Raw genomic sequence first — 21396 nt, forward strand, 5'->3', positions numbered from 1 at the left:
GCCGATACGAAAAAAGCCCGACCATGCGTCGGGCTTTTTTATGCGCGTTACGTTTTACTTCAAGTGTTGCTTCAGTTCATCCGAGGCCTGGAGCAGCGCGGAGCGGACTGCTGGGACTTGGCTGACCACGTTGAGCAAACCGTAGTCGTGGATCATGCCGTTGTAACGTACGGTGGTGACCGCTACACCGGCTGCGTCCAGCTTGCGGGCATAGGCTTCGCCTTCATCGCGTAACACGTCGGCGCCGGCTGTTTGAATCAGCGCCGGCGGCAAGCCTTTCAGCTGGTCAATGGTCGCCCGCAGCGGCGAGGCGTAGATCTCGGCGCGCTGGTTGGCGTCGGTGGTGTAGTTGTCCCAGAACCACTTCATCATGTTGCGGGTGAGGAAGTGCCCTTCGGCGTATTGGTTATAGGACCCTGTGTCGAAATTGGCGTCGGTCACCGGCCATAACAGCACTTGGAACTTGATCGCCGGTGTGCCCTTGTCCTTGGCCATCAGGCTGACCACTGCCGCCATATTACCGCCGACACTGTTGCCCGCTACCGCCAGGCGCTTGCCATCGACGTTGATCTCTTGGCCGTGCTCGGCCACCCATTTTGTCGCGCCGTAGGCTTGGTTGATCGCCACCGGGTAGTGCGCTTCCGGCGAAGGTGTGTAGTTGACGAACACCGCCACCGCCCCCGAACCCACCACCAGATCCCGCACCAGGCGTTCATGGGTCGGATAGTCCCCAAGCACCCAGCCGCCGCCGTGGAAGAACATGAACACCGGCAATGTGCCCTTGACCCCGGCCGGACGCACGATGGTCAGGTCCAGCGGCTTGCCATCGACCTGGATGGTCTTCTGGCTCACATCCGCTTTGGGCAAGGTCAGCTTCACACCGGCCTGGGCGCCGGTCAGTACGGCACGGGCGTCCTTTGGCGTCAGTTGTTCCATCGGTTTGCCGGTGCCGGCGTTCAACACGTCCAGAAAAGCTTGGGTGGAGTGTTCGACTTCACCTGACGCAGCAAAGGCGTTGGTGATGGACAAGGCGAGCAGGGTGCCGGTGAGTGCTTTACCAATTGTGTTCATTGCGTTCTCCAGGGGCGGCCGAGGTCATTTAGACAGTCACGTGCAGGCGTACATCAACGTTGCCACGGGTGGCGTTGGAGTACGGGCAGACTTGGTGAGCGGCGTCGACCAGGCTTTGCGCGTCGTCTTGAGCCAGGCCCGGCAGGCTGATGTGCAGGTCGATATCCAGGCCGAAACCACCAGGAATCTGGCCGATACCGACGTGGGCGGTGATCGAGGCGTCATCCGGGATTTTGCGTTTTGTCTGGCTGGCGACGAATTTCAGGGCGCCGATGAAGCAGGCCGAGTAGCCGGCAGCGAACAGTTGCTCAGGGTTGGTGGCCTGGCCGCCGGCGCCACCCAGTTCTTTAGGGGTGGAGAGTTTGACGTCGAGGATGTTGTCGTTGGAAACAGCACGGCCATCACGGCCGCCGGTGGCGGTAGCTACTGCGGTATAGAGCGTTTGCATGGCGTTTTCCTCTTTGTTTTAGCGCTAAATGTTTGCGCGCTAAGTAGTTGGTGAGGAGAATGTATAGCGCCAATGTTTTGCGCGCAAGATAAATTTATAAAATTATTCAGAGGGCGGGACGAACGGTCGTTGTCTGCGGGCGCAGCGGAGTCGACGCCCTTGAAGGGGAAGGGGTTTAAATGCTGGCTTGCAGGTTAGCGCGCAACGCAATCAGGTCGCCCTGCAACTTACGCAATTGGTCCAACTCCAGGCCGCTTGCACCGAGGATGCAGTGGGGAATTCCCATGGCCCGGTCTTGCAGGGCGCGGCCGGCGGCGGTCAATTCCACGACCACCACGCGTTCATCTTCGCGGCTGCGGGTACGGCTGAGCAGGCCTTCGACTTCCAGGCGCTTGAGCAGCGGTGTCAGCGAGCCCGGATCAGTCAGCAGGCGACTGCTGATTTCGCCGACGGTCAAACCATCCTCTTCCCACAACACCATCATTGCCAGGTACTGCGGGTAGGTCAGGCCCAGCGCTTGCAGCAGTGGCTTGTAGACCTTGGTCATCAGCAGCGAGGTCGAGTGCAGGGCGAAGCACAGCTGGTTATCCAGCATCAGGGATTCGCAAGGATCGGGATTTTTGCTCATGGCGTTGCCTCCGGAAAACGTCTCTGGGCTGGAATCTAGCGGGCAAATCTTTAATGCGCCAGATAATTCTGTCCGAGCGGTCAGACCAAGCCACTTTGCAATGCCAGGTCCCACGGCGGCACGGGGCTGAAGCGGGTTTTGAGGTATTCCAGCAACAAGCGGCTGCGTGCGTTGGGTTGCTGTTCCAGGCGTAGTGCATAGATCCCGGTGGTTTCGGGGCTGGGCAGGCCATTTTCGCAAAACAATGGCAGCAGTTCGCCGCGCACCAGGTATTCACTGGCCAGCCAGGTGGGCAGGTGGGCAATGCCCAGTCCGGCCAGGGCACCGGACAGCAAGGCTTCGGCGTTATTTGCACTCATGCGGATGCGACGTGGGCGATAGGTAGCACGGCGCCCATCCAGCTCGAATCGCCAGGCGAATGTTGGCGCCAGGCCATCCCAGTCCAGCCCGTCGTGTTCGCTCAGCTCCTGAGGGTGGTTCGGCATGCCTCGGCTCTTCAGATAGGCCGGGCTGGCACAGGCGACGCGCACGATGCTCGCCAGTGGGGTAGCGATCAACCGCGTGTCGACGATATGCCCGGCGCGCAGTACCAGGTCAACCTTGCCCAGGTGCGCGCCCTGCATGTCCACAAAACTGTCGATCAGATGCAGGTGCACATCCAGCCCTGGGTAGACATTCAGGAAGTCCGCAATCACCGGCGCCAGGTGCCGTCGACCGAACGCCGCTGGCGCATCCACCCGAATCAGACCCTCCGGCGCATGGCTCAACGACACGGCTTCGGCCCGTGCTAATTGCAACTCGCTGACGATCCGCCGCGCCCGCTCGGCAAACGCCACACCCGCCGGGGTCGGCACTACCGCGTGGGTGCTGCGCTGGAATAGGCGGCTGCCCACCGAGCTTTCCAGGCTGTCGATCCGCCGCGCCACCGCGGAGGGCGTCAAGGGATGACGGCGTGCTGCCGCGGAAAAACTGCCGGTTTCCAACACATCGAGAAACAGGCTCAGTTGATCAGTCAGAGTATTGGGGTTCATCAAACGAATGCTTATGCGAGATTGGCACAGCCATTGTGCGTTGCTGTGCGTTTCCGCGCCAGAGTCGACTGCGTAGGATGCAAGGCCTGTGATTGCGGAGTGACAAGCTGTGTTGGATTTAATGATGTACCTGGTATTGGGCGCGGCCCTCGGCACAGTGGGTGGGCTGTTCGGCATTGGCGGCGGGCTGATCGCGATCCCGGTGCTGGGCGTGTTGTTCGGCCTGGATCAGCAACTGGCCCAGGGCACGGCACTGGTGATGGTCGTGCCCAATGTGATGCTAGCGCTGTGGCGCTACCACCAGCGCAACCGCATTGAACTGCGCCATGCGTTGCCGTTGGGCGTGATGGGTTTCAGTTTCGCCTGGCTCGGTTCGATCTGGGCCGTGGGCCTGGATGCGGGCGCCATGCGCATCGGCTTTATTGCCTTCCTGCTGACGCTCTCGGCCTACAACCTGGTGCGCATGTTCACCCGCAACGCACCGCCGACGGCGCAGATGCGTTACTCCTGGCCGTGGCTCGGGGTGCTGGGTGCGGCATCCGGTTCCATGGGCGGTTTATTCGGTGTGGGTGGCGCAGTGGTTGCCACGCCGGTGCTGACCAGTGTGTTCGGCACTAGCCAGGTGGTTGCCCAAGGCCTGTCCCTGGCCCTGGCACTGCCGAGTACCGGTGTAACTCTGGTCACCTACGCCTGGCACCAGGAAGTGGACTGGATGATCGGCGTCCCCTTGGCCATCGGCGGTTTGCTCAGTATCAGTTGGGGCGTGAAAGTCGCCCACGCCCTCCCGGAGCGTGTACTGCGCGGCCTGTTCTGCGGCTTTCTGGTGGTGTGCGCGGTGATGCTGACCTTTAAGGTCTGAAACCTTCGATGATGTATTCCGCCAGGCAGTCGGTGATGGGCGAATTCATCTGGGGGTTGCGCAACAAGTGCAGGTTCATCGAGGGCAGGGGGGCAGGCCTTCGTCCTTGCCCAGCACCCGCAGGTCTTCAGTCACCAGGCTTTCCATGCTGACCATCACCGCCAGGCCGGCGTTGACCACCGCCTGGATCGCCGCCACGTTGGAGCTGTGATAGGCGAGGCGATAATCCCGCCCGGCCGCCTCCAGTGCTGAGCGCGCCCACTGGGTATAGAGACAGTCGACACCGGACATCGCCAGTGGCAGGGCATCATGCTCGTCCGTGCAAAAGCACGGCGCTGCCACCCACACCATGCGTTCTGTGCGCAACAGCTCACCGATTTCATTGCCTGGCTCGCGGCTGACGACGGTCAACGCCAAATCCCGCCGCTGCATCAGCACTGATGAAGATTCGCAGTGCATCTCGATCTGAATCAGCGGGTAGGCCTTGGAAAACTGCTTGAGAATTCCCGGTAGGAAACGCATCACGTAATCATCTGGCGTGCCGATGCGCACCAACCCCACCATGTGCGGCTCACGCAGGGTGTTGAACACCTCACTGTGCAGTTTCAGGATGCGCCGTGCATAGCCCAGCAACACCTGGCCCTCGGGCGTCAGTCGCACCTGCCGACCATCACGCTCGAACAGCTTGCGCTGCAACACGTCTTCTTCCAGGCGCTTCATCTGCATGCTCACCGCCGATTGGGTGCGGTTGACCAATTCACCTGCGCGGGTGAAACCTCCCTGGTCGGCAATGGCGACGAAGGTGCGCAGCACTTCTGTGTCGATGCTCGGAAAGCTGGACAATTGATCAATCTCTGAGATGTATTGCATAAAAAACATTCGTTGGATTGATCATAAGCCCAGGCACACACTTGCGCCATCCCCACTGGAGGGCGCGAAGATGAAAGGTCAAAGAGGTTTTGTGTTGATGGCGAAACGTCCGTTTGCCGGGCTGTTTCACAAGATTGCCCGTTGGCAGGTGGTGCATGCGGAACGCCAGATGCTGGCAACCTTGAGCGATGATGCACTCAAGGATATCGGGCTCAATCGCGGCGACGTAGAGCAGGAGCGGCAGCTGCATTTCTGGCAAGACCCGCTGCGAAAATGATCGCAGATGCAGTAGGGTGGGGGGCGCGCCCATACGGAGATTCCCATGCCCGCCGACCTGTCTTTTTCACTCAAGCAAGCTCGGCGCATGGCGCTGGCGGCCCAGGGTTTTTCCGGGCGCCAGGCGCCTGCACTGATTAAGGCTGCGCATCTCAACCGGATGATCGAGCGTCTGGGTGTATTGCAGATCGATTCAGTGAATGCCGTGGTGCGCTCGCATTACCTGCCGCTGTTTTCCCGTTTGGGTCATTACTCCCCTTTACTCCTTGAGCAGGCGGCCTGGAGCCAGGGCCGGCGGCGTTCGTTGTTCGAATACTGGGGGCATGAGGCTTCGCTGTTGCCGCTGGCGCTTTACCCGTTGATGCGTTGGCGCATGGCGCGGGCGCAGCAGGGGCAGGGAATTTATTCGCAAATGGCGCGTTTTGGGCGTGAGCAGCAGGCCACGATCCGGCGGGTCTTGCAGACCGTCGAGCAGCAAGGCGCGTTGGGTGCTGGTAGTTTGTCGACCCGTGCGGAACGTGCCGGTCCTTGGTGGGACTGGAGCGATGAGAAACACGCGCTGGAATGGCTGTTTGCTGCCGGCCTGGTGACTGTTGCAGGCCGACGCGGCTTTGAACGTCTCTACGATCTGCCAGAGCGGGTCATTCCCAGCGATATCCTTCAAACCTCTGTGACTGAGGCGCAAGCCCAGCGCGGTTTGCTGCTGCACAGCGCTACGGCGCTGGGCGTGGGCACCGAGAAGGACCTGCGCGATTACTTCCGTCTCGACCCTGCCGACAGCCGCTCTCGCCTCGCCGAACTGGTGGAAGACGGCCAACTGCGGGTTTGCCAAGTACAAGGTTGGAAGCAACCGGCTTACTGCCTGCCTGACCCGAAAGTGCCACGCAACGTGCCGGCCAGCGCTCTGCTGTCGCCGTTCGACTCGCTGGTCTGGGAGCGCAACCGCACCGAGCGTCTGTTCGACTTCCGATACCGCCTGGAGATTTATACCCCGCAAGACAAGCGAGTGTACGGCTACTACGTGCTGCCGTTTCTGTACAACGAACGGATCGCTGCACGCGTCGACCTGCGCGCCGAACGCGCCAATGGACGCCTGGCGGTGCATGCGGTGCACGAAGAAGAGTCGGGACTCGATGATGAGGGTATGCAGGCACTCGCGCAGAACCTGTTGCAAATGGCCGGTTGGCTGGGACTGGAACAGGTGCAGCTCAATTGCCAGCGGCCGAGTGCCGACCGGTTAAGGGCGGCAATGCTTGATAGGGGTGGGCTTTAGGGCCTCTTCGCGAGCAAGCCCGCTCCCACATGTAACCGCGCAGATCCTGTAGGAATGCCGTCGAATGTGAGAACGGGCTTGCTCGTGAAGGCGTCAGTGCAGGCGACTTAAATCTCAGCGTTTGACTTGTTTAAGCGTCTCGGCAATCAGAAACGCCAATTCCAGCGACTGATCGGCATTCATCCGTGGGTCGCAGTGGGTGTGGTAGCGGTCCGACAATCCATCCTCGGTGATCGGCCGCGCGCCGCCGATGCACTCGGTGACGTTTTGCCCGGTCATCTCGATGTGAATCCCGCCGGCATAAGTCCCCTCGGCCTGGTGCACCTGGAAGAACTCCTTCACCTCGCCCAGGATCTGCGCAAAGTCGCGGGTCTTGTAGCCGCTGCTGGCCTTGATGGTGTTGCCGTGCATCGGGTCGGAACTCCACAGCACCTGCTTGCCTTCGCGCTGCACGGCGCGAATCAGGCCTGGCAGATGGTCGCCGACCTTGCCTGCACCCATGCGTGCGATCAGGTTGAGGCGGCCGGGGTCGTTGTCCGGGTTGAGGATGTCGATCAAGCGGATCAGGTCATCCGGGTTCATGCTCGGGCCGACCTTGACCCCGATCGGATTGTTCACTCCACGCAGGAACTCGACGTGGGCGCCATCCAGTTGGCGGGTGCGGTCGCCGATCCACAGCATGTGCGCCGAGCAATCGTAGTAGTCGTTGGTCAGGCTGTCGCGGCGCACGAACGCTTGCTCATAGTTGAGCAGCAACGCTTCGTGGGCGGTGAAGAAACTGGTTTCGCGCAGTTGCGGCGAGCTGTCCATACCGCAGGCGCGCATGAAGGCCAGCGTCTCATCGATGCGGTCGGCCAGTTGGCTGTATTTCTCGGCCAGCGCGGAGTTGGCGATGAAGTCCAGGTTCCACTTGTGCACTTGGTGCAGGTCGGCAAAACCGCCCTGGGCGAAGGCGCGCAGCAGGTTAAGGGTGGCGGTGGACTGGTGGTAGGACTGCAGCAGGCGGTCCGGGTCCGGCACGCGGCTTGTTTCGTCGAAGCCGATACCGTTGACGATGTCGCCACGGTAAGCGGGCAGGGTGATGCCGTCGATGGTTTCATCGTTGGCCGAGCGCGGCTTGGCGAACTGGCCAGCCATGCGCCCGACCTTGACCACCGGGCAACCGGCGGCGAAGGTCATCACGATGGCCATCTGCAGCAGTACCTTGAAGGTGTCGCGGATTTTCGCGGCGGAGAACTCGGCAAAACTCTCGGCGCAATCGCCGCCTTGCAGCAGGAATGCGCGGCCCTGGGTCACCTCGGCAAACTGGCGACGCAACTCGCGGGCTTCCCCGGCAAACACCAGTGGCGGGTAGCTGGCCAGGTTCTGCTCTACTTGCAGCAAGTGCGCAGCGTCCGGGTACTGGGGTTGTTGCTGGATCGGCAGGGCGCGCCAGCTGTCGGGGCTCCAGGGTTGGCTCATCATGAACTCGATTGGCTGATTAGAGATCGGGCGCCAATGTTATCAGCAATTAGTGCGTGACCTGTTGCCGCCGGTTGGCCGACAATCGCGCCTTTGCCGTGCGGTAAACCGTTAGGAGTAGTGATGACCGAGGAGCGTGTCGAGCGCCTGCTGGCCGAAGTCCATGATGATTTCGGCATGATCCGTGTGCTCGAAGTGGCGGATTACCGGTTTCTGGAATTCGGAGATGCCATCGAACAGAGCTGCGTATTTACCGCCGACCCCAGCTGGCTGGAGTACGACTACACCCGCGCCATGTTGATCGGCGCGTTGTGCCATGAGCAACCGGAAAGCGCGCTGTTCCTTGGGTTGGGCGCCGGCACGCTGACCCAGGCCTGTCTCAAGTTCCTGCCGCTGGAAGACGTGGAAGCCATCGAGCTGCGCCCCGATGTGCCGCGCCTGGCCATCGAGTACTTGGGGCTGGACGACGACCCGCGGCTGTATATTCGCATTGGCGATGCCCTGCAATTGCTCGACAGCGCCGAAGCGGCCGACTTGATCTTTGTTGACCTCTATACCGACGTCGGCCCCGGTGTCGGGCACCTGGCCTGGACCTTCCTGGAAAACTGCCAGAAAAAACTCAATCCCGGTGGTTGGCTGGTGATCAACCAGTGGGCCACCGACGATGGCAAACCCCTGGGGGCGGCGTTGTTGCGTGGCTTGTACCACCGGCATTACTGGGAACTGCCGGTGAAGGAGGGCAATGTGATTCTGCTGGTGCCGTCGGAGCTGGATCAGGTATTGGACCTGGGTGCGCTTTCGGCGCGTGCCGAAGCGTTGGCGCCGCGGTTGGGATACTCGTTGCAGCCGTTGATCAAGGCGATTCGTCCCGCAACCTAGTCGCCTGTAACGATGCCATCGCCGGCAAGCCTGCTCCCACATTTTGACCGCATTTCCCTGTTGAAATGCATTCCCCTGTGGGAGCGGGCTTGCCCGCGAAGAGGCCGGTACTGCCCGTTCAAATACCCTTGAACACCCCAGGGCGCTTCTCGATCATCGCTCGTACGCCTTCCTTGGCATCCTCGCTGTTGAGCAGTTTATCCACCATCGGCGGCAAAGCCGCAGCCGCCACGGTCTCGCCTTCCACCCGCGCCAGCCGTGCCGACATCAAGGTGGCCTGTACGCCCAGAGGTGCCTGGCGGGCGATACGGTTGGCCAGTTCGACGGCGCGGGGCAGCAGGTCTTCGCTGGCCATCACTTCCTGCACCAGGCCCAGGCGCAGGGCGTCATGGGCGTCGAACTCGTCGCCGGTCAACAGCCAGCGCATGGCGTTGCCCCAGCCGGCAATCTGATGAAAGCGCAACGTCGCGCCGCCAAACGGAAAGATCCCACGCTGAACTTCCATCTGCGCAAAGCGCGTATTGCTGGCGCAGAGGTTGATATCTGCAGCCAGCATCAGCTCTATCCCGATAGTCAGGCAGTAACCCTGGGCCGCGACGATCACCGGTTTGCTCACGCGTGGGCCGGCAAACACGCCCCAGGGATCGCAACCGCCCAAGGGCGGCTGCCAGCCACCGGCCATCACCCCGCTGACATTGGCCAGATCGAGCCCGGCGGTGAAGTGATCGCCATGGGCGAACACCACGGCGACCCGCGCGTCGGTGTTTCGATCAAATTCGCCATACGCCAGGCTCAGCTCATTGAGCAGATCCAGATCGAACGCGTTGCGTTTGGCCACCCGGTCCAGGCCTAAAAGCAAGACATGACCCTGGAGTTCACGGCTGACGCGGCTGGTACTGGCTTGATTCATGGGTGTGCCCTCGGGCGCAGGGAAGGATTTCGGACCAAAGGGGCCGACAGGTAAGGTGAAACGTTTAAGTGTTATGACCAGCAGGGCCGGGCCTTTGAAAAATAGACCTTGCCGGTGTTATCTGCAAAGGCTGTGACACAGCGCGGTTTGTCGGTGCTTTGCGATAAAAAAAGCTCCCTTTTTCAGCTATTTCCGGTATAGTGCGCGCCGGCCTTTAACCGGGCCGCGTTTAGGTAGCGCAATTCCCCGAAGTCAGCTTCGGCTGCACGTCCGCACAGCGGACTCTCCCTTGACGAATCTTTTTCATTCATTCGTTTTCGCAAATCCCCGCCGACAAAGCAGCCAGGGCGACTCTTGAGTCTCAACACGGCATGCGCAGCTTTGGAGCATGGGTCTTTGCGGATGCACTTAGAGGCAGACCCATGACCCAGGAAACCGGCGGCTTCGCCGCTTTTAATCTTAACCCGAATATTCTTGCAGCCGTCGCAGCGACCGGCTACGAAGAGCCTTCGGCGATTCAGCAGCAATCGATCCCGATCATCATGGCCGGCAAGGACATGATCGGCCAGGCGCAAACCGGTACCGGCAAAACCGCCGCGTTCGCTTTGCCTATCCTGCATTGCATCGATCCTGCCAAGCGCGAACCGCAAGCCCTGATCCTGGCGCCAACCCGTGAGTTGGCGCTGCAAGTAGCAACCGCTTTTGAAACCTACGCCAAGCAAATGCCGGGCGTAACCGTTGTGGCCGTTTACGGCGGCGCGCCTATGGGCCCACAACTGAAAGCAATCCGTAATGGCGCACAGATCGTTGTCGCCACGCCGGGCCGTCTGTGCGACCACCTGCGTCGTGACGAGAAAGTCCTGTCGACCGTGAACCACCTGGTTCTGGACGAAGCTGACGAAATGTTGAAGCTGGGCTTCATGGATGACCTGGAAGTCATCTTCAAGGCGCTGCCACCGACCCGTCAGACCGTTCTGTTCTCGGCCACCCTGCCGCAGTCGATCCGTGCCATTGCCGAGCGTCACCTGCGCGATCCAGAGCACGTGAAGATCCAGACCAAGACTCAGACCGTTACCGCGATCGAACAGGCTCACCTGTTGGTTCACGCTGACCAGAAGACCTCGGCTGTATTGAGCCTGCTGGAAGTCGAAGACTTCGACGCCCTGATCATGTTCGTGCGCACCAAGCAAGCGACCCTGGACCTGGCCAGTGCCCTGGAAGCCAAAGGCTATAAAGCCGCTGCGCTGAACGGTGACATCGCCCAGAACCAACGTGAGCGCGTGATCGACTCTCTCAAGGATGGCCGTCTGGACATCGTTGTGGCGACCGACGTTGCCGCCCGTGGCCTCGACGTTCCACGTATCACCCACGTGTTCAACGTTGACATGCCGTACGACCCAGAGTCCTACGTTCACCGTATCGGCCGTACCGGCCGTGCCGGTCGCGAAGGTCGTGCACTGCTGCTGGTGACTCCGCGCGAGCGCCGCATGCTGCAAGTGATCGAGCGTGTAACCGGTCAGAAAGTTGCCGAAGTCCGCCTGCCGGATGCCCAAGCCGTTCTGGATGCTCGCATCAAGAAACTGACCAACAGCCTGTCGCCACTGGTGGCTGACGCTGAATCGACCCACGGCGACCTGCTGGACCGCCTGACCGCCGATATCGGTTGCACCCCGCGTGCCCTGGCTGCAGCCCTGCTGCGCAAGGCGACCAATGGTCAAGCCTTGACCCTGGCAGCTATCGAGAAAGAACGTCCACTGGTGCCGAACAGCGCGCCGCGCGGTGATCGTCCAGAGCGTTCCGGCGACCGTCCAGACCGTGGTGATCGCGAGCGTCGTGCTCCAGTGCCATTGGCTGAAGGCCGTGCTCGTTGCCGTACCGCGCTGGGCGCGCGTGATGGTATCGCTGCCAAGAACCTGCTGGGCGCTATCCTCAATGAGGGTGGCCTGGCACGTGAAGCCATCGGTCGCATCCAGGTTCGTGACAGCTTCTCCCTGGTGGAGCTGCCGGAAGACGGTCTGGAAAAACTGCTGGCCAAGCTGAAAGACACTCGCGTTGCCGGTAAGCAGCTGAAGCTGCGTCGCTACCGCGAAGATTGATCCGCCCCTGGGCTGATTGATCGCACATAAAAAATCCCCGACTGGTTCGGGGATTTTTTTGGCTGAAATTCGCCTGTAGGCGACGGCAAGGGGCGTTAGCCGAAGCGGTAGATGTCCATGCCCAACGCGCCCATAGTGAAGCCTTGGTGCGCGATGCTGAAATCACCCCCAGCGCCACGTGCGAAGTACAGCGGCAGCAGGTGCTCGTCACTGGGATGGCTGCGTACGGCATTCGGCGCCTGGCGCCGATAGTCGTGCAGGGCGGCTTCATCGTCGGCTGCCAGCTTATCGACCACCCAGTCCCGGAAGTCTCGCGCCCATGGCTCGATGCTTTCAGGCCCTGCATGCCAGTCCAACTCGCCCAGGTTGTGGGTGATGCTGCCCGAGCCGATCAGCAGTACGCCGTGCTCGCGCAGGCTGGCAAGGGCATGCCCGACACGGGTCTGCAGGGCAGGGCCCATGCGGCTGGGCAGGGACACCTGCACCACCGGGATATCGGCCGTTGGGTACATCAGCGACAGCGGCACCCAAGTGCCGTGGTCGAATGGACGACGGTCATCGGTGCGGGCATTCAGACCGTCGGCCTTCAGCAACTCGACAATCCTACCGGCCAGTTGCGGGTCGCCCGGCGCCGGGTACTGCACGGCAAACAATTCGCGGGGGAATCCGCCGAAGTCGTGCCAGGTTTCAGGCGTGGCGCTGCCGCTGACCAGGAGTTCGTCGCTTTCCCAGTGCGCCGACACCACCACGATGGCCTTCGGGCGTGGCAACTCGGCAGCAAGACGCTGCAGGGCCGGGCCGCTGGCACCGGGTTGCAGGGCAAGCATGGGCGAACCGTGGGAGATAAACAGGCTGGGGAGCATAAGTGGGGTCCTGAGCGTTAACATGGGCCCATCTTCAGTCAGATCATTGATCTAAATCTAATATAAGTTTTAGCACCATTTGATCGAATTTTATGGAGGATCTATGGAACCTGAGTTTTGGCAGGAGCGCTGGGCGCGCAATCAGATCGGCTTTCATCTGCCCGAGGTCAACCCTTACCTGCAACGACATTGGTCGCAGCTGGCGCTCGTCGAGGGCGCCAGGGTGCTGGTGCCCTTGTGCGGCAAGAGCCTGGACCTGATGTGGTTGGCCAGTCATGGGCTGCGGGTGATGGGGGTGGAGCTGTCGGAGCAGGCCGTGGAGGCGTTTTTCAGCGAACAGAACCTTGTGCCACGTATCACTCGGCGGGATGCCTTTACGGTGTACCAGACTGATCTGATCGAAGTGTGGTGCGGCGACTTCTTCGCTCTGGACGCCGAAGCCTTGGCCGGTTGCACCGCATTATATGACCGCGCCGCCCTGATCGCCTTGCCGCCGCTGATGCGTGCGCAGTACGCCGAGCATTTGAGTCGCCTGCTGCCTTCGGGTTGCCAGGGACTGCTGATCACCCTTGATTACGACCAGTCGCAAAAAGCCGGGCCACCGTTTGCTGTGACGGATGATGAAGTCAAGGTGCTGTTCGGCTCGGACTGGACCGTGAAGACGCTGCAAGAGCAAGACGTCCTGGGGGAGAGCTGGAAGTTTGTTCAGGAGGGTGTCACGCGGCTTGATGAGCGGGTTTATTGGCTGGGCAGGGCGTAAACCTTGTCCATAAAAAAAGGGGCGATCCAATCGCCCCTTTTTTGCAATGCGGGTTATCAGCCCATGCGACGCAGTGCGTCGATACGCTCTTCCAGCGGCGGGTGGCTCATGAACAGGCGAGCCATGCCCTGCTTGATGCCACCGTTGATGCCGAAGGCGGTCAGGCTGTCCGGCATGTGCACCGGCAGGCCCTGCTCGGAGCGCAGGTGTTGCAGCGCTGCGATCATCGCCCCGGTACCGGCCAGGCGGGCACCGGCTTCATCTGCACGGAACTCTCTCTTGCGTGAGAACCACATAGTGATTGCGCTGGCCAGGAAGCCCAGTACCAACTCGGCGAAGATGGTCGCCACGAAGTAGGCAATGCCGCGGCCGCCTTCGTTCTTGAAGATCACCTTGTCGACAAAGTTGCCGATGATCCGTGCAAAGAACATCACGAAGGTGTTCACCACGCCTTGTACCAGCGCCAGGGTGACCATGTCACCGTTGGCCACGTGGCCGATCTCGTGGGCCAACACGGCCTTCACTTCATCGTACGAGAAGCGTTCCAGCATGCCCTGGCTAACCGCAACGAGTGCGTCGTTCTTGTTCCAGCCGGTCGCAAAGGCGTTGGCTTCATAAGCCGGGAAGATCCCGACTTCAGGCATTTTGATACCGGCTTCGCGGGATAACTCCTCAACGGTCTGCAGCAACCATTGCTCGTGCCGGGTACGGGGTTGGGTGATCACCTGGGTGCTGGTGCTCATCTTCGCCATCCACTTGGAGATGAACAGCGAGAACAGCGAGCCGGCAAAACCAAAGACCGCACAGAAAATCAGCAGCTGATTGAGGTTCAGGTCAACCCCGTTGGCCGCCATGAACCCATTGAAGCCGAAAAGGCTCAAGGTGATGCTGGCAATCAGCACGACCGCAAGGTTAGTGGCCAAGAACAGCAGGATGCGCATCATGGTTGTAGAATTCTCCTCATGCTTAATATGTCGCGTACTGCGGGGTATATAAGGTGCGGCATGGGGTGATTCAACCGAGCGACTATTTCAAACTGTGTCCTACAGCTTGAATGTAGAGCCTTGAAGGGCATTTCCGATAGGGAAAAGACGGCTGAATCGGTTTTCCGTAGCCTCGCAGCCCTGTAATTACGGGGGGTAGGTGGCTTTTGCGCTGACCGCGAACTGCCTGTCTGTGGGAAAGGCAGAGAAGTGTTGCCAGATACTCGCTGTACGACCGATTGTCGGTCGTACAGCGCCGTTTCCATTACTGGCGATAGGACTTGAGGAAGTTGCCGATGCGACCAATGGCTATCTCCAGATCGTCCACACGCGGCAGCGTCACCACGCGGAAGTGATCCGGCCACGGCCAGTTGAATGCGGTGCCTTGCACCACCAGCAGCTTTTCCGACAGCAGCAGGTCGAGCACGAATTTCTCATCGTTGAGGATCGGGCACACCTTTGGGTCGATCCGCGGGAAGGCGTACAGCGCACCCATGGGTTTCACACAGCTCACGCCTGGGATTGCGTTGAGCAGTTCCCAGGTGCGGTTGCGCTGTTCCAGCAGCCGGCCTTGGGGCAGAACCAGATCATTGATGCTCTGGTAGCCGCCCAGGGCGGTCTGGATGGCGTGCTGGCTCGGTACGTTGGCGCACAGGCGCATGTTGGCCAGTATGTCGATACCTTCGATGTAGCTCTGGGCGTTGTGCTTGGGGCCGGAGATCGCGATCCAGCCGGAACGGAAGCCCGCCACGCGGTAGGACTTGGACAGGCCGTTGAAGGTCAGGCACAGCAGGTCCGGCGCCAGGGAGGCGGTGCACACGTGTACAGCGTCATCGTAGAGGATCTTGTCGTAGATCTCGTCGGAGAACACCACCAGGTTGTGCTGGCGTGCCAGTTCGAGCATGCCCAGCAAGACTTCCCTGGAGTACACCGCACCGGTCGGGTTGTTCGGGTTGATGATCACCAGAGCCTTGGTGTTCGGGGTGATCTTGGCCTTGATGTCGGCCAGGTCCGGGAACCAGTCTGCGCCTTCGTCACACAGGTAGTGCACCGGATGGCCGCCGGCCAGGGTCACAGCGGCGGTCCACAGTGGGTAGTCGGGCGCCGGCACCAGCACTTCGTCGCCGTTGTTGAGCAAGGCCTGCATGGACATCACGATCAGCTCGGACACGCCGTTGCCCAGGTAGATGTCTTCGATGCCGACACCTTCCACCTGCTTTTGTTGGTAGTACTGCATCACCGCCTTGCGTGCGCTGAACAGGCCCTTGGAGTCGCTGTAGCCCTGGGCGGTGGGCAGGTTGCGGATCACGTCCTGGAGGATTTCGTCCGGCGCTTCGAAACCAAAAGGCGCCGGGTTGCCGATGTTCAGCTTGAGGATGCGATGGCCTTCCTCCTCCAGGCGTTTGGCGTGCTTGAGCACTGGGCCGCGAATGTCGTAGCAGACGTTGGCGAGCTTGTTCGATTTGCTGACCTGCATGGCGATGTGATCCTGAAAATGAACGATCCAGACGGTGGGGACACTACCGTACTGCGAATCCTGCGGGGCCCGCACCCATAAATACGTTTGAATGCCGGTAGCGCGGGTGCCAGACTGGCGTTTTGAAGAGGCGCAATCATACGTGCCGCCTGATCCATGGAAAAGACACAGATCAGGCTTTTTCAGTTGCCGAGGTGTACCGATGGAAAAGTTGCAGAAAACCGTTGAAGAATGGAAGGCGATGCTCGATCCGGAGCAATACAACGTGTGCCGTCTCAAGGGCACCGAGCGACCCTTCAGCGGCAAGTACAATGGCACCAAGACCGACGGTGTGTACCACTGCATTTGCTGCAACGAGCCGTTGTTCGACGCCAAAACCAAGTTCGACTCCGGCTGCGGCTGGCCGAGCTTCTATGCGCCGATCGCCGACAGCGCGATGATCGAGATCCGTGACGTCAGCCACGGCATGATCCGCACCGAAGTCACCTGCGCCAAATGCGATGCTCACCTGGGGCACGTGTTTCCGGACGGTCCGCCGCCGACTGGCCTGCGTTACTGCATCAACTCGGTGTGCCTGAACCTCGTCCCGCGCTGAATTGAACCGCGCGGCGCCCTGTAGGAGCGAGCCCGCTTGCTCCTACAGGTTTGGGTTGATATCACGGCATCAATATCGTCAATTAAATTGCACGCAATTGAATTGCTTACTATGTTTGTTGTTCTTTTCTCCCGATCGAGGCATTGCCATGAGCAACAACCTGCTGAGCATCCCTTGCACCACCATCAAGGGTGAGCAAAAGACCTTGGCCGATTTCGCCGGCAAGGCCATCCTCGTGGTCAACACCGCGAGCAAATGTGGCTTCACCCCGCAATACAAGGGGCTGGAACAGCTCTGGCAGCAGTACAAGGACCAGGGATTAGTGGTGTTGGGCTTCCCCTGCAACCAGTTCGGCAAGCAAGAGCCCGGTAACGAAGGCGCAATTTCCGAGTTCTGCGAGCTGAATTTCGGCGTCAGCTTCCCGCTGTTCAAGAAGATCGACGTGAATGGCAGCGACGCCCACCCGTTGTTCGTGCAACTGAAAGAACAGGCGCCGGGCCTGCTGGGCTCCAAGGGCATCAAGTGGAACTTCACCAAGTTCCTCATCGGCCGTGACGGCCAGGTGGTCAAACGCTTTGCGCCGACCACTAAGCCGCAGGACCTGACCCAAGAGATCGAAGCCCTGCTCAAATGACCGTCTCCCTGGCTCTCGACAACCAACTGTGTTTCAAGCTCTACGCCGCGTCCAGGGCGGTGACTCGCGCATACAAGCCGATGCTCGATCAATTGGGCCTGACTTATCCGCAATACCTGGTGATGCTGGTGTTGTGGGAGTGGCACGCCGCCCCGCCGGCGCAACCCACGGTCAAGGCGTTGGGTGAGCGCTTGATGCTGGATTCGGGCACGCTGACGCCGCTGCTCAAGCGCCTTGAGCAACTCGGTTTGGTCAAGCGCCAGCGCAGCGCCAAGGATGAGCGGGAGGTGCACCTGAGCTTGAGCGAAACCGGTGTGCAGTTGCGCGACCAGGCTCATGGGCTCAAGACCCGGCTGCTGTGTGACAGCGGCATCGACCTGAACCAGGCCGACGCCCTGCGCGATGGCCTGGATCAGTTGCTTCGGCAGATCAGAGACTTGTCGTCTTCGGCACCCACAGCTCCAGCAGGCCACTGAGTTCTTCGCGACGGAACGGCTTGGCCAGGTAGTCGTTCATGCCCGCGGCCCGGCAACGTTCGCGCTCTTCGGACAGCGCGTTGGCGGTCAACGCGACAATCGGCAGGTCCGGCCAGCGCCCGCTGCGACGAATCTGCCGGCTGGCTTCGTAGCCGTCCATCACCGGCATATTGCAGTCCATCAACACCAGGTCGAAGTGTTGTTCCTCAAGAAACTTGAGTGCCTCGCCACCGTGGGCGGCCACGATCACCTCACACCCCAGTTTGCTGAGCATACCCTTGGCCACCAGCTGGTTGACCGGGTTGTCCTCCACTAGCAGGATGCGTGCCCTGTGCACCAGGGGCGCGGTTTCCATCTGGATCGGGTCGAGGATCAGTTGCGCGTCGCTGCGCAAGTTACGTTGCAGTATCTGATACAGCGCATTGCGGCTCAGCGGGCGCGCCTGTTGTTGCAGCGGTGCGAGTGCGGCGACTTCTTCACTGGGCATGAAATTGCCATAGGCGGTCACCACCAGGATCGGTGCCGTGATGGTGGGGCGTAGGCGAAACAGGCATTCCGGGCAGTCGGTGATCAGCAGGTCGGGGGTTTGCCCGCTTAAATCTTCATCACGCGGGTAGCATCGGGGTGTCAGCCCCCAGTGGGGCAGCAGGGTGGTGAGCAGTTCCGTCAGGCCGCTGCCGGTGCTGGTGATGGCGATCACTTCACCCTTGAGCGGTGCGGGTTGTATTGCGGGAAGATGGGTGGGCAGCGGCAGGTCGGCGCAGAACTGGCTACCGAACCCCACTTCGGAGCTGATGCTCAGCCGGCCCTTCATGGCTTCACACAGGTTATGTGTCAGCGCCAGACCCAGGCCCGTGCCGCCGAACTGGCGAGTGATACCGGCGCCGGCCTGGGTGAAGGGTTGGAAGATCTTCACCTGGGCTTCCTGCGCAATACCGATGCCGGTATCGCAGACCTCGATACGTACCTGGCCTTCATGCGCGCTGAGGCGAACATCCACGCGGCCGAAGCGCGTGAACTTCAAGGCGTTGGACAGCAGGTTGCTGACGATCTGCCGTACACGGGTCGGGTCGCCCAGGACCTGGGCGGGAAACTGCGGGTCGATCAGGCACGTCAGCTCGACGCTCGGCGCGGCGTTCTGCGACAACAGGTTGGCGGTGTCTTCCACCAGCGAACCCAGGTCGAACGGGATGCGCTCCAACTCCAACTGGCCAGCGTCGAACTTGGACAGGTCGAGGATATCGTTGAGCAACTCCACCAGCACCTTGCCCGAGTCATGGGCTATAGACAGTTGCTGGCGCTGTTCGGCGTTGAGTGGGCTGTCGAGTGACAGCGCGATCATCCCCAGCAGGCCGTTGAGCGGTGTGCGGATTTCGTGGCTCATGTTGGCCAGGAACGCCGCCCGTGCCTGGGCCATGCCCAATGCATGCATCTTCGCCGCTTCCAGTTCATCGTTGGACTGGCTCAGCCGCTGGTTGCTGGCTTTGAGCTCCAGGGTACGGGCAGAGACGATGTCTTCCAGTTGCCCGAGGTATTCGGTGAGCCGATCTTCAGCGTGACGACGTTGCTGGATCTCCGTCTCCATGTTTTCAAACTGCTGATTGGCAACGTTCACCAGCACGCCGATTTCGTCGTGCTCATGGCCCGGTGGGCAATCCAGGCGTGCCTGTTTGCGGTTGCTCAATTCGCGGATGATACGTACCAGGGGCTGGGTCAACATCACGTAGAACAAACCCAGCAAGATGCCGGTCAGTAACAGGCTGCGGACGAAGCCGTTGAGGAGGGTGACCTCCGCGCGGCGCAGGAAGCGGCTACCAAAGGCATAGGTGTCCACGTCCAGGCGTAGCACGCCGAGGGACTCGTTGGGCATATGGCTGAGGAACAATCGGTCTTCAAACTGGCGGTTGGCACCGAACAGGAAGTCGCTGACCGGTCGGTAGGAGCTTTCTTTGCGTGGGCGGTCGACATCGGCCAACACCACACCGTTGTTGTCGATCAACTGGGCATGAATGATGGCGGGGGAGTGCAGCAGGCCCAGGGTCAGTTCCTGGGCCAGTTCGGCGTCGATGTTATAGGCGATGCGTGAGGCGGGGTTATGGCTGATTTCGATCAGCGAGCGAATTTCGCGGTTGATGGATGCGTCTTCGCTGGCATAATCAATGCCGATTTGGATCAGGCTGAGCAAGGTTCCCAAGACGAAACCGACCAGCACAGTCAATCTGGCTTGTTTATAAGACAAGCGGTGGGCGAACTTGATATCCATCGAGTGTTGAACCACTTCACGTTTCCCTTCGCCCGGCAAGCATAGCTGAACATCCACAGGCTCTGGCTTACCTGGCATGAATCGTTTTTTTACGCAGCCTCGTGCGGTCTGCCGCAGGGTTGCCAATACGCCATCTTTTGCAAGAACTTGCCAGAGGAATAATCGTGGACTCTCGATTGGATGCCTTTCTTGAACGGGCCGACGCAGTGCTAGCCCGCCTGGAACCCTTGTTGCCCGCGCCGCGCCAAACCATTGATTGGAACCAGTGCCTGGCTGCCCGCTGGCAGCGTGAGGGCCGCAGTGGTTTCTTGTTGCCGCTGGACGTGAGCCTGGAGATGCGCCTGTCCGACCTGATCGGTGTGGACAAGCAACGTGAAACACTGGCACGCAACACTCAGCAATTCATCGACGGCGTGCCCGCCAACCACGCCTTGCTGTGGGGTTCGCGTGGCACTGGCAAATCGTCCATGGTGCGTGCCTTGCTCGCCCAGCATGCCAAGGCCGGTTTGCGCCTGATCGAAATCGAGCGCGACCATTTGGCCGACCTGCCGCGTGTGGTCGAGCAACTGGTCAAGCTGCCGCAGCGGTTTATCCTGTTCTGCGATGACCTGTCATTCGAGGCCGGTGAAGGCGATTACCGCGTACTGAAAAGCGTACTGGACGGCTCACTCGAACAGGCCCCGGAAAACGTACTGCTGTATGCCACCTCCAACCGCCGCCACCTGGTGCCGGAAAACCAGAGCGACAATGACAACTGGAAACGCGTGGATGGTGAGTTGCACCCAAGCGAAGCGGTAGAGGACAAGATTGCCTTGTCCGATCGGTTTGGTTTGTGGCTGTCGTTCTATCCGTTTACCCAGGAGCATTTCCTGGATGTGGTGGAGCACTGGATCGGCGAGCTGGCGAGCAAGGCCGGTTTGCAGTGGCAGCGCGATGAAGCCCTCGACATCCTCGCCGTACGCTGGGCAACCGGCCGTGGCAACCGCAACGGCCGCTGCGCTTACCAGTTCGCCCGTTACTGGGTGGGCCTCAAATTGCTGGAGCGTCAACCATGATCGACCTACAAAGCGCCGGTACCGGCCTGAATGGCTATGCCATGCTGTGCGCGCAGTTGGAGTCGCTGCTGGCCGATGAGCGGGATTTCATCGCCAATAGCGCGCAGTTCTCTGCGTTCCTGTTCAACCAGCTGGACGACTTGAACTGGGCCGGTTTCTACCTCAACCGTAACGAAGAACTGGTGCTGGGCCCGTTCCAGGGCCAGATCGCCTGTGTGCGCATTCCATTCGGCCGTGGCGTGTGCGGCGCGGCAGCGGCAACGCGCCAAACCCAGCGGGTGGAGGACGTGCACGAGTTTCCCGGGCATATTGCCTGTGACAGCGCCTCGAACAGCGAACTGGTGGTGCCTCTGGTCAAGGACGGCAAGCTGATTGGCGTCCTTGACCTCGACAGCCCATCGCTGTCGCGTTTTACCCTTGAGGACCAGGCGGGTATTGAACAACTGGCGGCGATTTTCCTGAAATTGACCGACTGCTGACGGTTCCAT

General features: G+C 60.6%; 21 protein-coding genes and 1 pseudogene. 11 read left to right on the top strand and 11 right to left on the bottom strand.

The window, feature by feature from the left end; translation table 11 throughout:
- Positions 1 to 54: 54 nt before the first annotated feature.
- The 4 genes from AB4N92_RS20565 to AB4N92_RS20580 form a co-directional block, all read right to left on the bottom strand.
- Positions 55 to 1071: an alpha/beta hydrolase gene (locus AB4N92_RS20565; protein WP_236267178.1), complete on the bottom strand. Its 1017-nt coding sequence runs from the start codon at positions 1069 to 1071 to the stop codon at positions 55 to 57.
- A gap of 28 nt (positions 1072 to 1099) precedes the next feature.
- A complete protein-coding gene (locus AB4N92_RS20570; protein WP_010211852.1) occupies positions 1100 to 1519 on the bottom strand; it encodes an organic hydroperoxide resistance protein in 420 nt (139 codons plus the stop codon).
- 175 nt (positions 1520 to 1694) lie between these two features.
- Entirely contained in the window at positions 1695 to 2147 is a 453-nt protein-coding gene (locus tag AB4N92_RS20575) for a MarR family winged helix-turn-helix transcriptional regulator (RefSeq protein WP_010211851.1), read from the bottom strand.
- Positions 2148 to 2227: 80 nt separating this feature from the next.
- The gene (locus AB4N92_RS20580) at positions 2228 to 3178 is read right to left on the bottom strand and encodes a LysR family transcriptional regulator (protein WP_021492244.1); all 951 of its coding nucleotides are present in this window, start codon (positions 3176 to 3178) and stop codon (positions 2228 to 2230) included.
- A gap of 109 nt (positions 3179 to 3287) precedes the next feature.
- Here AB4N92_RS20580 and AB4N92_RS20585 point away from each other — a divergent pair, with 109 nt between their 5' ends.
- Positions 3288 to 4037: a sulfite exporter TauE/SafE family protein gene (locus AB4N92_RS20585; RefSeq protein WP_010211849.1), complete on the top strand. Its 750-nt coding sequence runs from the start codon at positions 3288 to 3290 to the stop codon at positions 4035 to 4037.
- Here AB4N92_RS20585 and AB4N92_RS20590 read toward each other — a convergent pair.
- A pseudogene (locus AB4N92_RS20590) lies at positions 4027 to 4907 on the bottom strand (LysR family transcriptional regulator). The gene AB4N92_RS20585 and the pseudogene AB4N92_RS20590 sit on opposite strands and share 11 nt — an antisense overlap.
- Positions 4908 to 4977: 70 nt before the next feature.
- Here AB4N92_RS20590 and AB4N92_RS20595 point away from each other — a divergent pair.
- Positions 4978 to 5184 (top strand): DUF1127 domain-containing protein, encoded by a 207-nt coding sequence (locus AB4N92_RS20595; protein WP_010211847.1) that lies wholly within the window; start codon positions 4978 to 4980, stop codon positions 5182 to 5184.
- 45 nt (positions 5185 to 5229) lie between these two features.
- Positions 5230 to 6456, top strand: a complete 1227-nt coding sequence (locus tag AB4N92_RS20600; RefSeq protein WP_044286863.1) for a winged helix-turn-helix domain-containing protein — start codon at positions 5230 to 5232, stop codon at positions 6454 to 6456.
- Between the two features lie 114 nt (positions 6457 to 6570).
- Here the strand turns inward: AB4N92_RS20600 and AB4N92_RS20605 are convergent, their stop codons facing one another.
- Positions 6571 to 7917 (bottom strand): class II 3-deoxy-7-phosphoheptulonate synthase, encoded by a 1347-nt coding sequence (locus AB4N92_RS20605; protein WP_010211845.1) that lies wholly within the window; start codon positions 7915 to 7917, stop codon positions 6571 to 6573.
- A 123-nt stretch (positions 7918 to 8040) separates the two neighbouring features.
- Between AB4N92_RS20605 and AB4N92_RS20610 the strand changes: the two genes are divergently transcribed.
- Positions 8041 to 8796, top strand: a complete 756-nt coding sequence (locus AB4N92_RS20610) for a spermidine synthase (RefSeq protein ID WP_010211844.1) — start codon at positions 8041 to 8043, stop codon at positions 8794 to 8796.
- Between the two features lie 118 nt (positions 8797 to 8914).
- On the opposite strand, the gene AB4N92_RS20615 is transcribed toward AB4N92_RS20610, so the two are convergent.
- Positions 8915 to 9706 carry a crotonase/enoyl-CoA hydratase family protein gene (locus AB4N92_RS20615; protein WP_021492240.1) on the bottom strand — a complete coding sequence of 264 codons (792 nt, stop codon included), beginning with the start codon at positions 9704 to 9706 and terminating at the stop codon, positions 8915 to 8917.
- A gap of 422 nt (positions 9707 to 10128) precedes the next feature.
- Between AB4N92_RS20615 and AB4N92_RS20620 the strand changes: the two genes are divergently transcribed.
- Positions 10129 to 11802: a DEAD/DEAH box helicase gene (locus AB4N92_RS20620; RefSeq protein ID WP_010211841.1), complete on the top strand. Its 1674-nt coding sequence runs from the start codon at positions 10129 to 10131 to the stop codon at positions 11800 to 11802.
- 95 nt (positions 11803 to 11897) lie between these two features.
- On the opposite strand, the gene AB4N92_RS20625 is transcribed toward AB4N92_RS20620, so the two are convergent.
- The gene (locus AB4N92_RS20625) at positions 11898 to 12665 is read right to left on the bottom strand and encodes a DODA-type extradiol aromatic ring-opening family dioxygenase (protein WP_010211840.1); all 768 of its coding nucleotides are present in this window, start codon (positions 12663 to 12665) and stop codon (positions 11898 to 11900) included.
- Between the two features lie 103 nt (positions 12666 to 12768).
- Between AB4N92_RS20625 and AB4N92_RS20630 the strand changes: the two genes are divergently transcribed.
- Positions 12769 to 13425, top strand: coding sequence for a thiopurine S-methyltransferase (locus AB4N92_RS20630; protein ID WP_010211839.1), 657 nt, complete (start codon positions 12769 to 12771; stop codon positions 13423 to 13425).
- Between the two features lie 56 nt (positions 13426 to 13481).
- Here the strand turns inward: AB4N92_RS20630 and htpX are convergent, their stop codons facing one another.
- Both htpX and AB4N92_RS20640 read right to left on the bottom strand, forming a co-directional pair.
- Positions 13482 to 14369, bottom strand: a complete 888-nt coding sequence (gene htpX, locus AB4N92_RS20635) for a protease HtpX (protein ID WP_010211838.1) — start codon at positions 14367 to 14369, stop codon at positions 13482 to 13484.
- Between the two features lie 304 nt (positions 14370 to 14673).
- Positions 14674 to 15885, bottom strand: a complete 1212-nt coding sequence (locus AB4N92_RS20640; protein ID WP_236267179.1) for a pyridoxal phosphate-dependent aminotransferase — start codon at positions 15883 to 15885, stop codon at positions 14674 to 14676.
- Positions 15886 to 16087: 202 nt separating this feature from the next.
- On the opposite strand from AB4N92_RS20640, the gene msrB reads away from it, so the two are divergent.
- The 3 genes from msrB (at position 16088) to AB4N92_RS20655 (ending at position 17590) form a co-directional block, all read left to right on the top strand.
- The gene (gene msrB, locus AB4N92_RS20645) at positions 16088 to 16480 is read left to right on the top strand and encodes a peptide-methionine (R)-S-oxide reductase MsrB (protein ID WP_010211836.1); all 393 of its coding nucleotides are present in this window, start codon (positions 16088 to 16090) and stop codon (positions 16478 to 16480) included.
- Positions 16481 to 16628: 148 nt separating this feature from the next.
- On the top strand, positions 16629 to 17114 hold the full coding sequence (locus tag AB4N92_RS20650; protein ID WP_010211834.1) for a glutathione peroxidase: 486 nt from the start codon (positions 16629 to 16631) through the stop codon (positions 17112 to 17114).
- Entirely contained in the window at positions 17111 to 17590 is a 480-nt protein-coding gene (locus AB4N92_RS20655) for a MarR family winged helix-turn-helix transcriptional regulator (protein ID WP_236267180.1), read from the top strand. The genes AB4N92_RS20650 and AB4N92_RS20655 overlap by 4 nt, the downstream gene beginning before the upstream one ends.
- Here the strand turns inward: AB4N92_RS20655 and AB4N92_RS20660 are convergent.
- Complete coding sequence (locus AB4N92_RS20660) at positions 17544 to 19853, bottom strand: hybrid sensor histidine kinase/response regulator (RefSeq protein WP_029529199.1); 2310 nt, start codon at positions 19851 to 19853, stop codon at positions 17544 to 17546. The genes AB4N92_RS20655 and AB4N92_RS20660 overlap by 47 nt on opposite strands.
- 164 nt (positions 19854 to 20017) lie before the next feature.
- Between AB4N92_RS20660 and AB4N92_RS20665 the strand changes: the two genes are divergently transcribed.
- A complete protein-coding gene (locus AB4N92_RS20665) occupies positions 20018 to 20908 on the top strand; it encodes an ATP-binding protein (RefSeq protein WP_154846901.1) in 891 nt (296 codons plus the stop codon).
- Positions 20905 to 21387, top strand: coding sequence for a GAF domain-containing protein (locus AB4N92_RS20670; RefSeq protein WP_010211827.1), 483 nt, complete (start codon positions 20905 to 20907; stop codon positions 21385 to 21387). Before AB4N92_RS20665 ends, AB4N92_RS20670 begins: the two co-directional genes overlap by 4 nt.
- The last annotated feature ends 9 nt before the right edge of the window (positions 21388 to 21396 follow it).

Source organism: Pseudomonas sp. S3_A09, assembly GCF_054668065.1.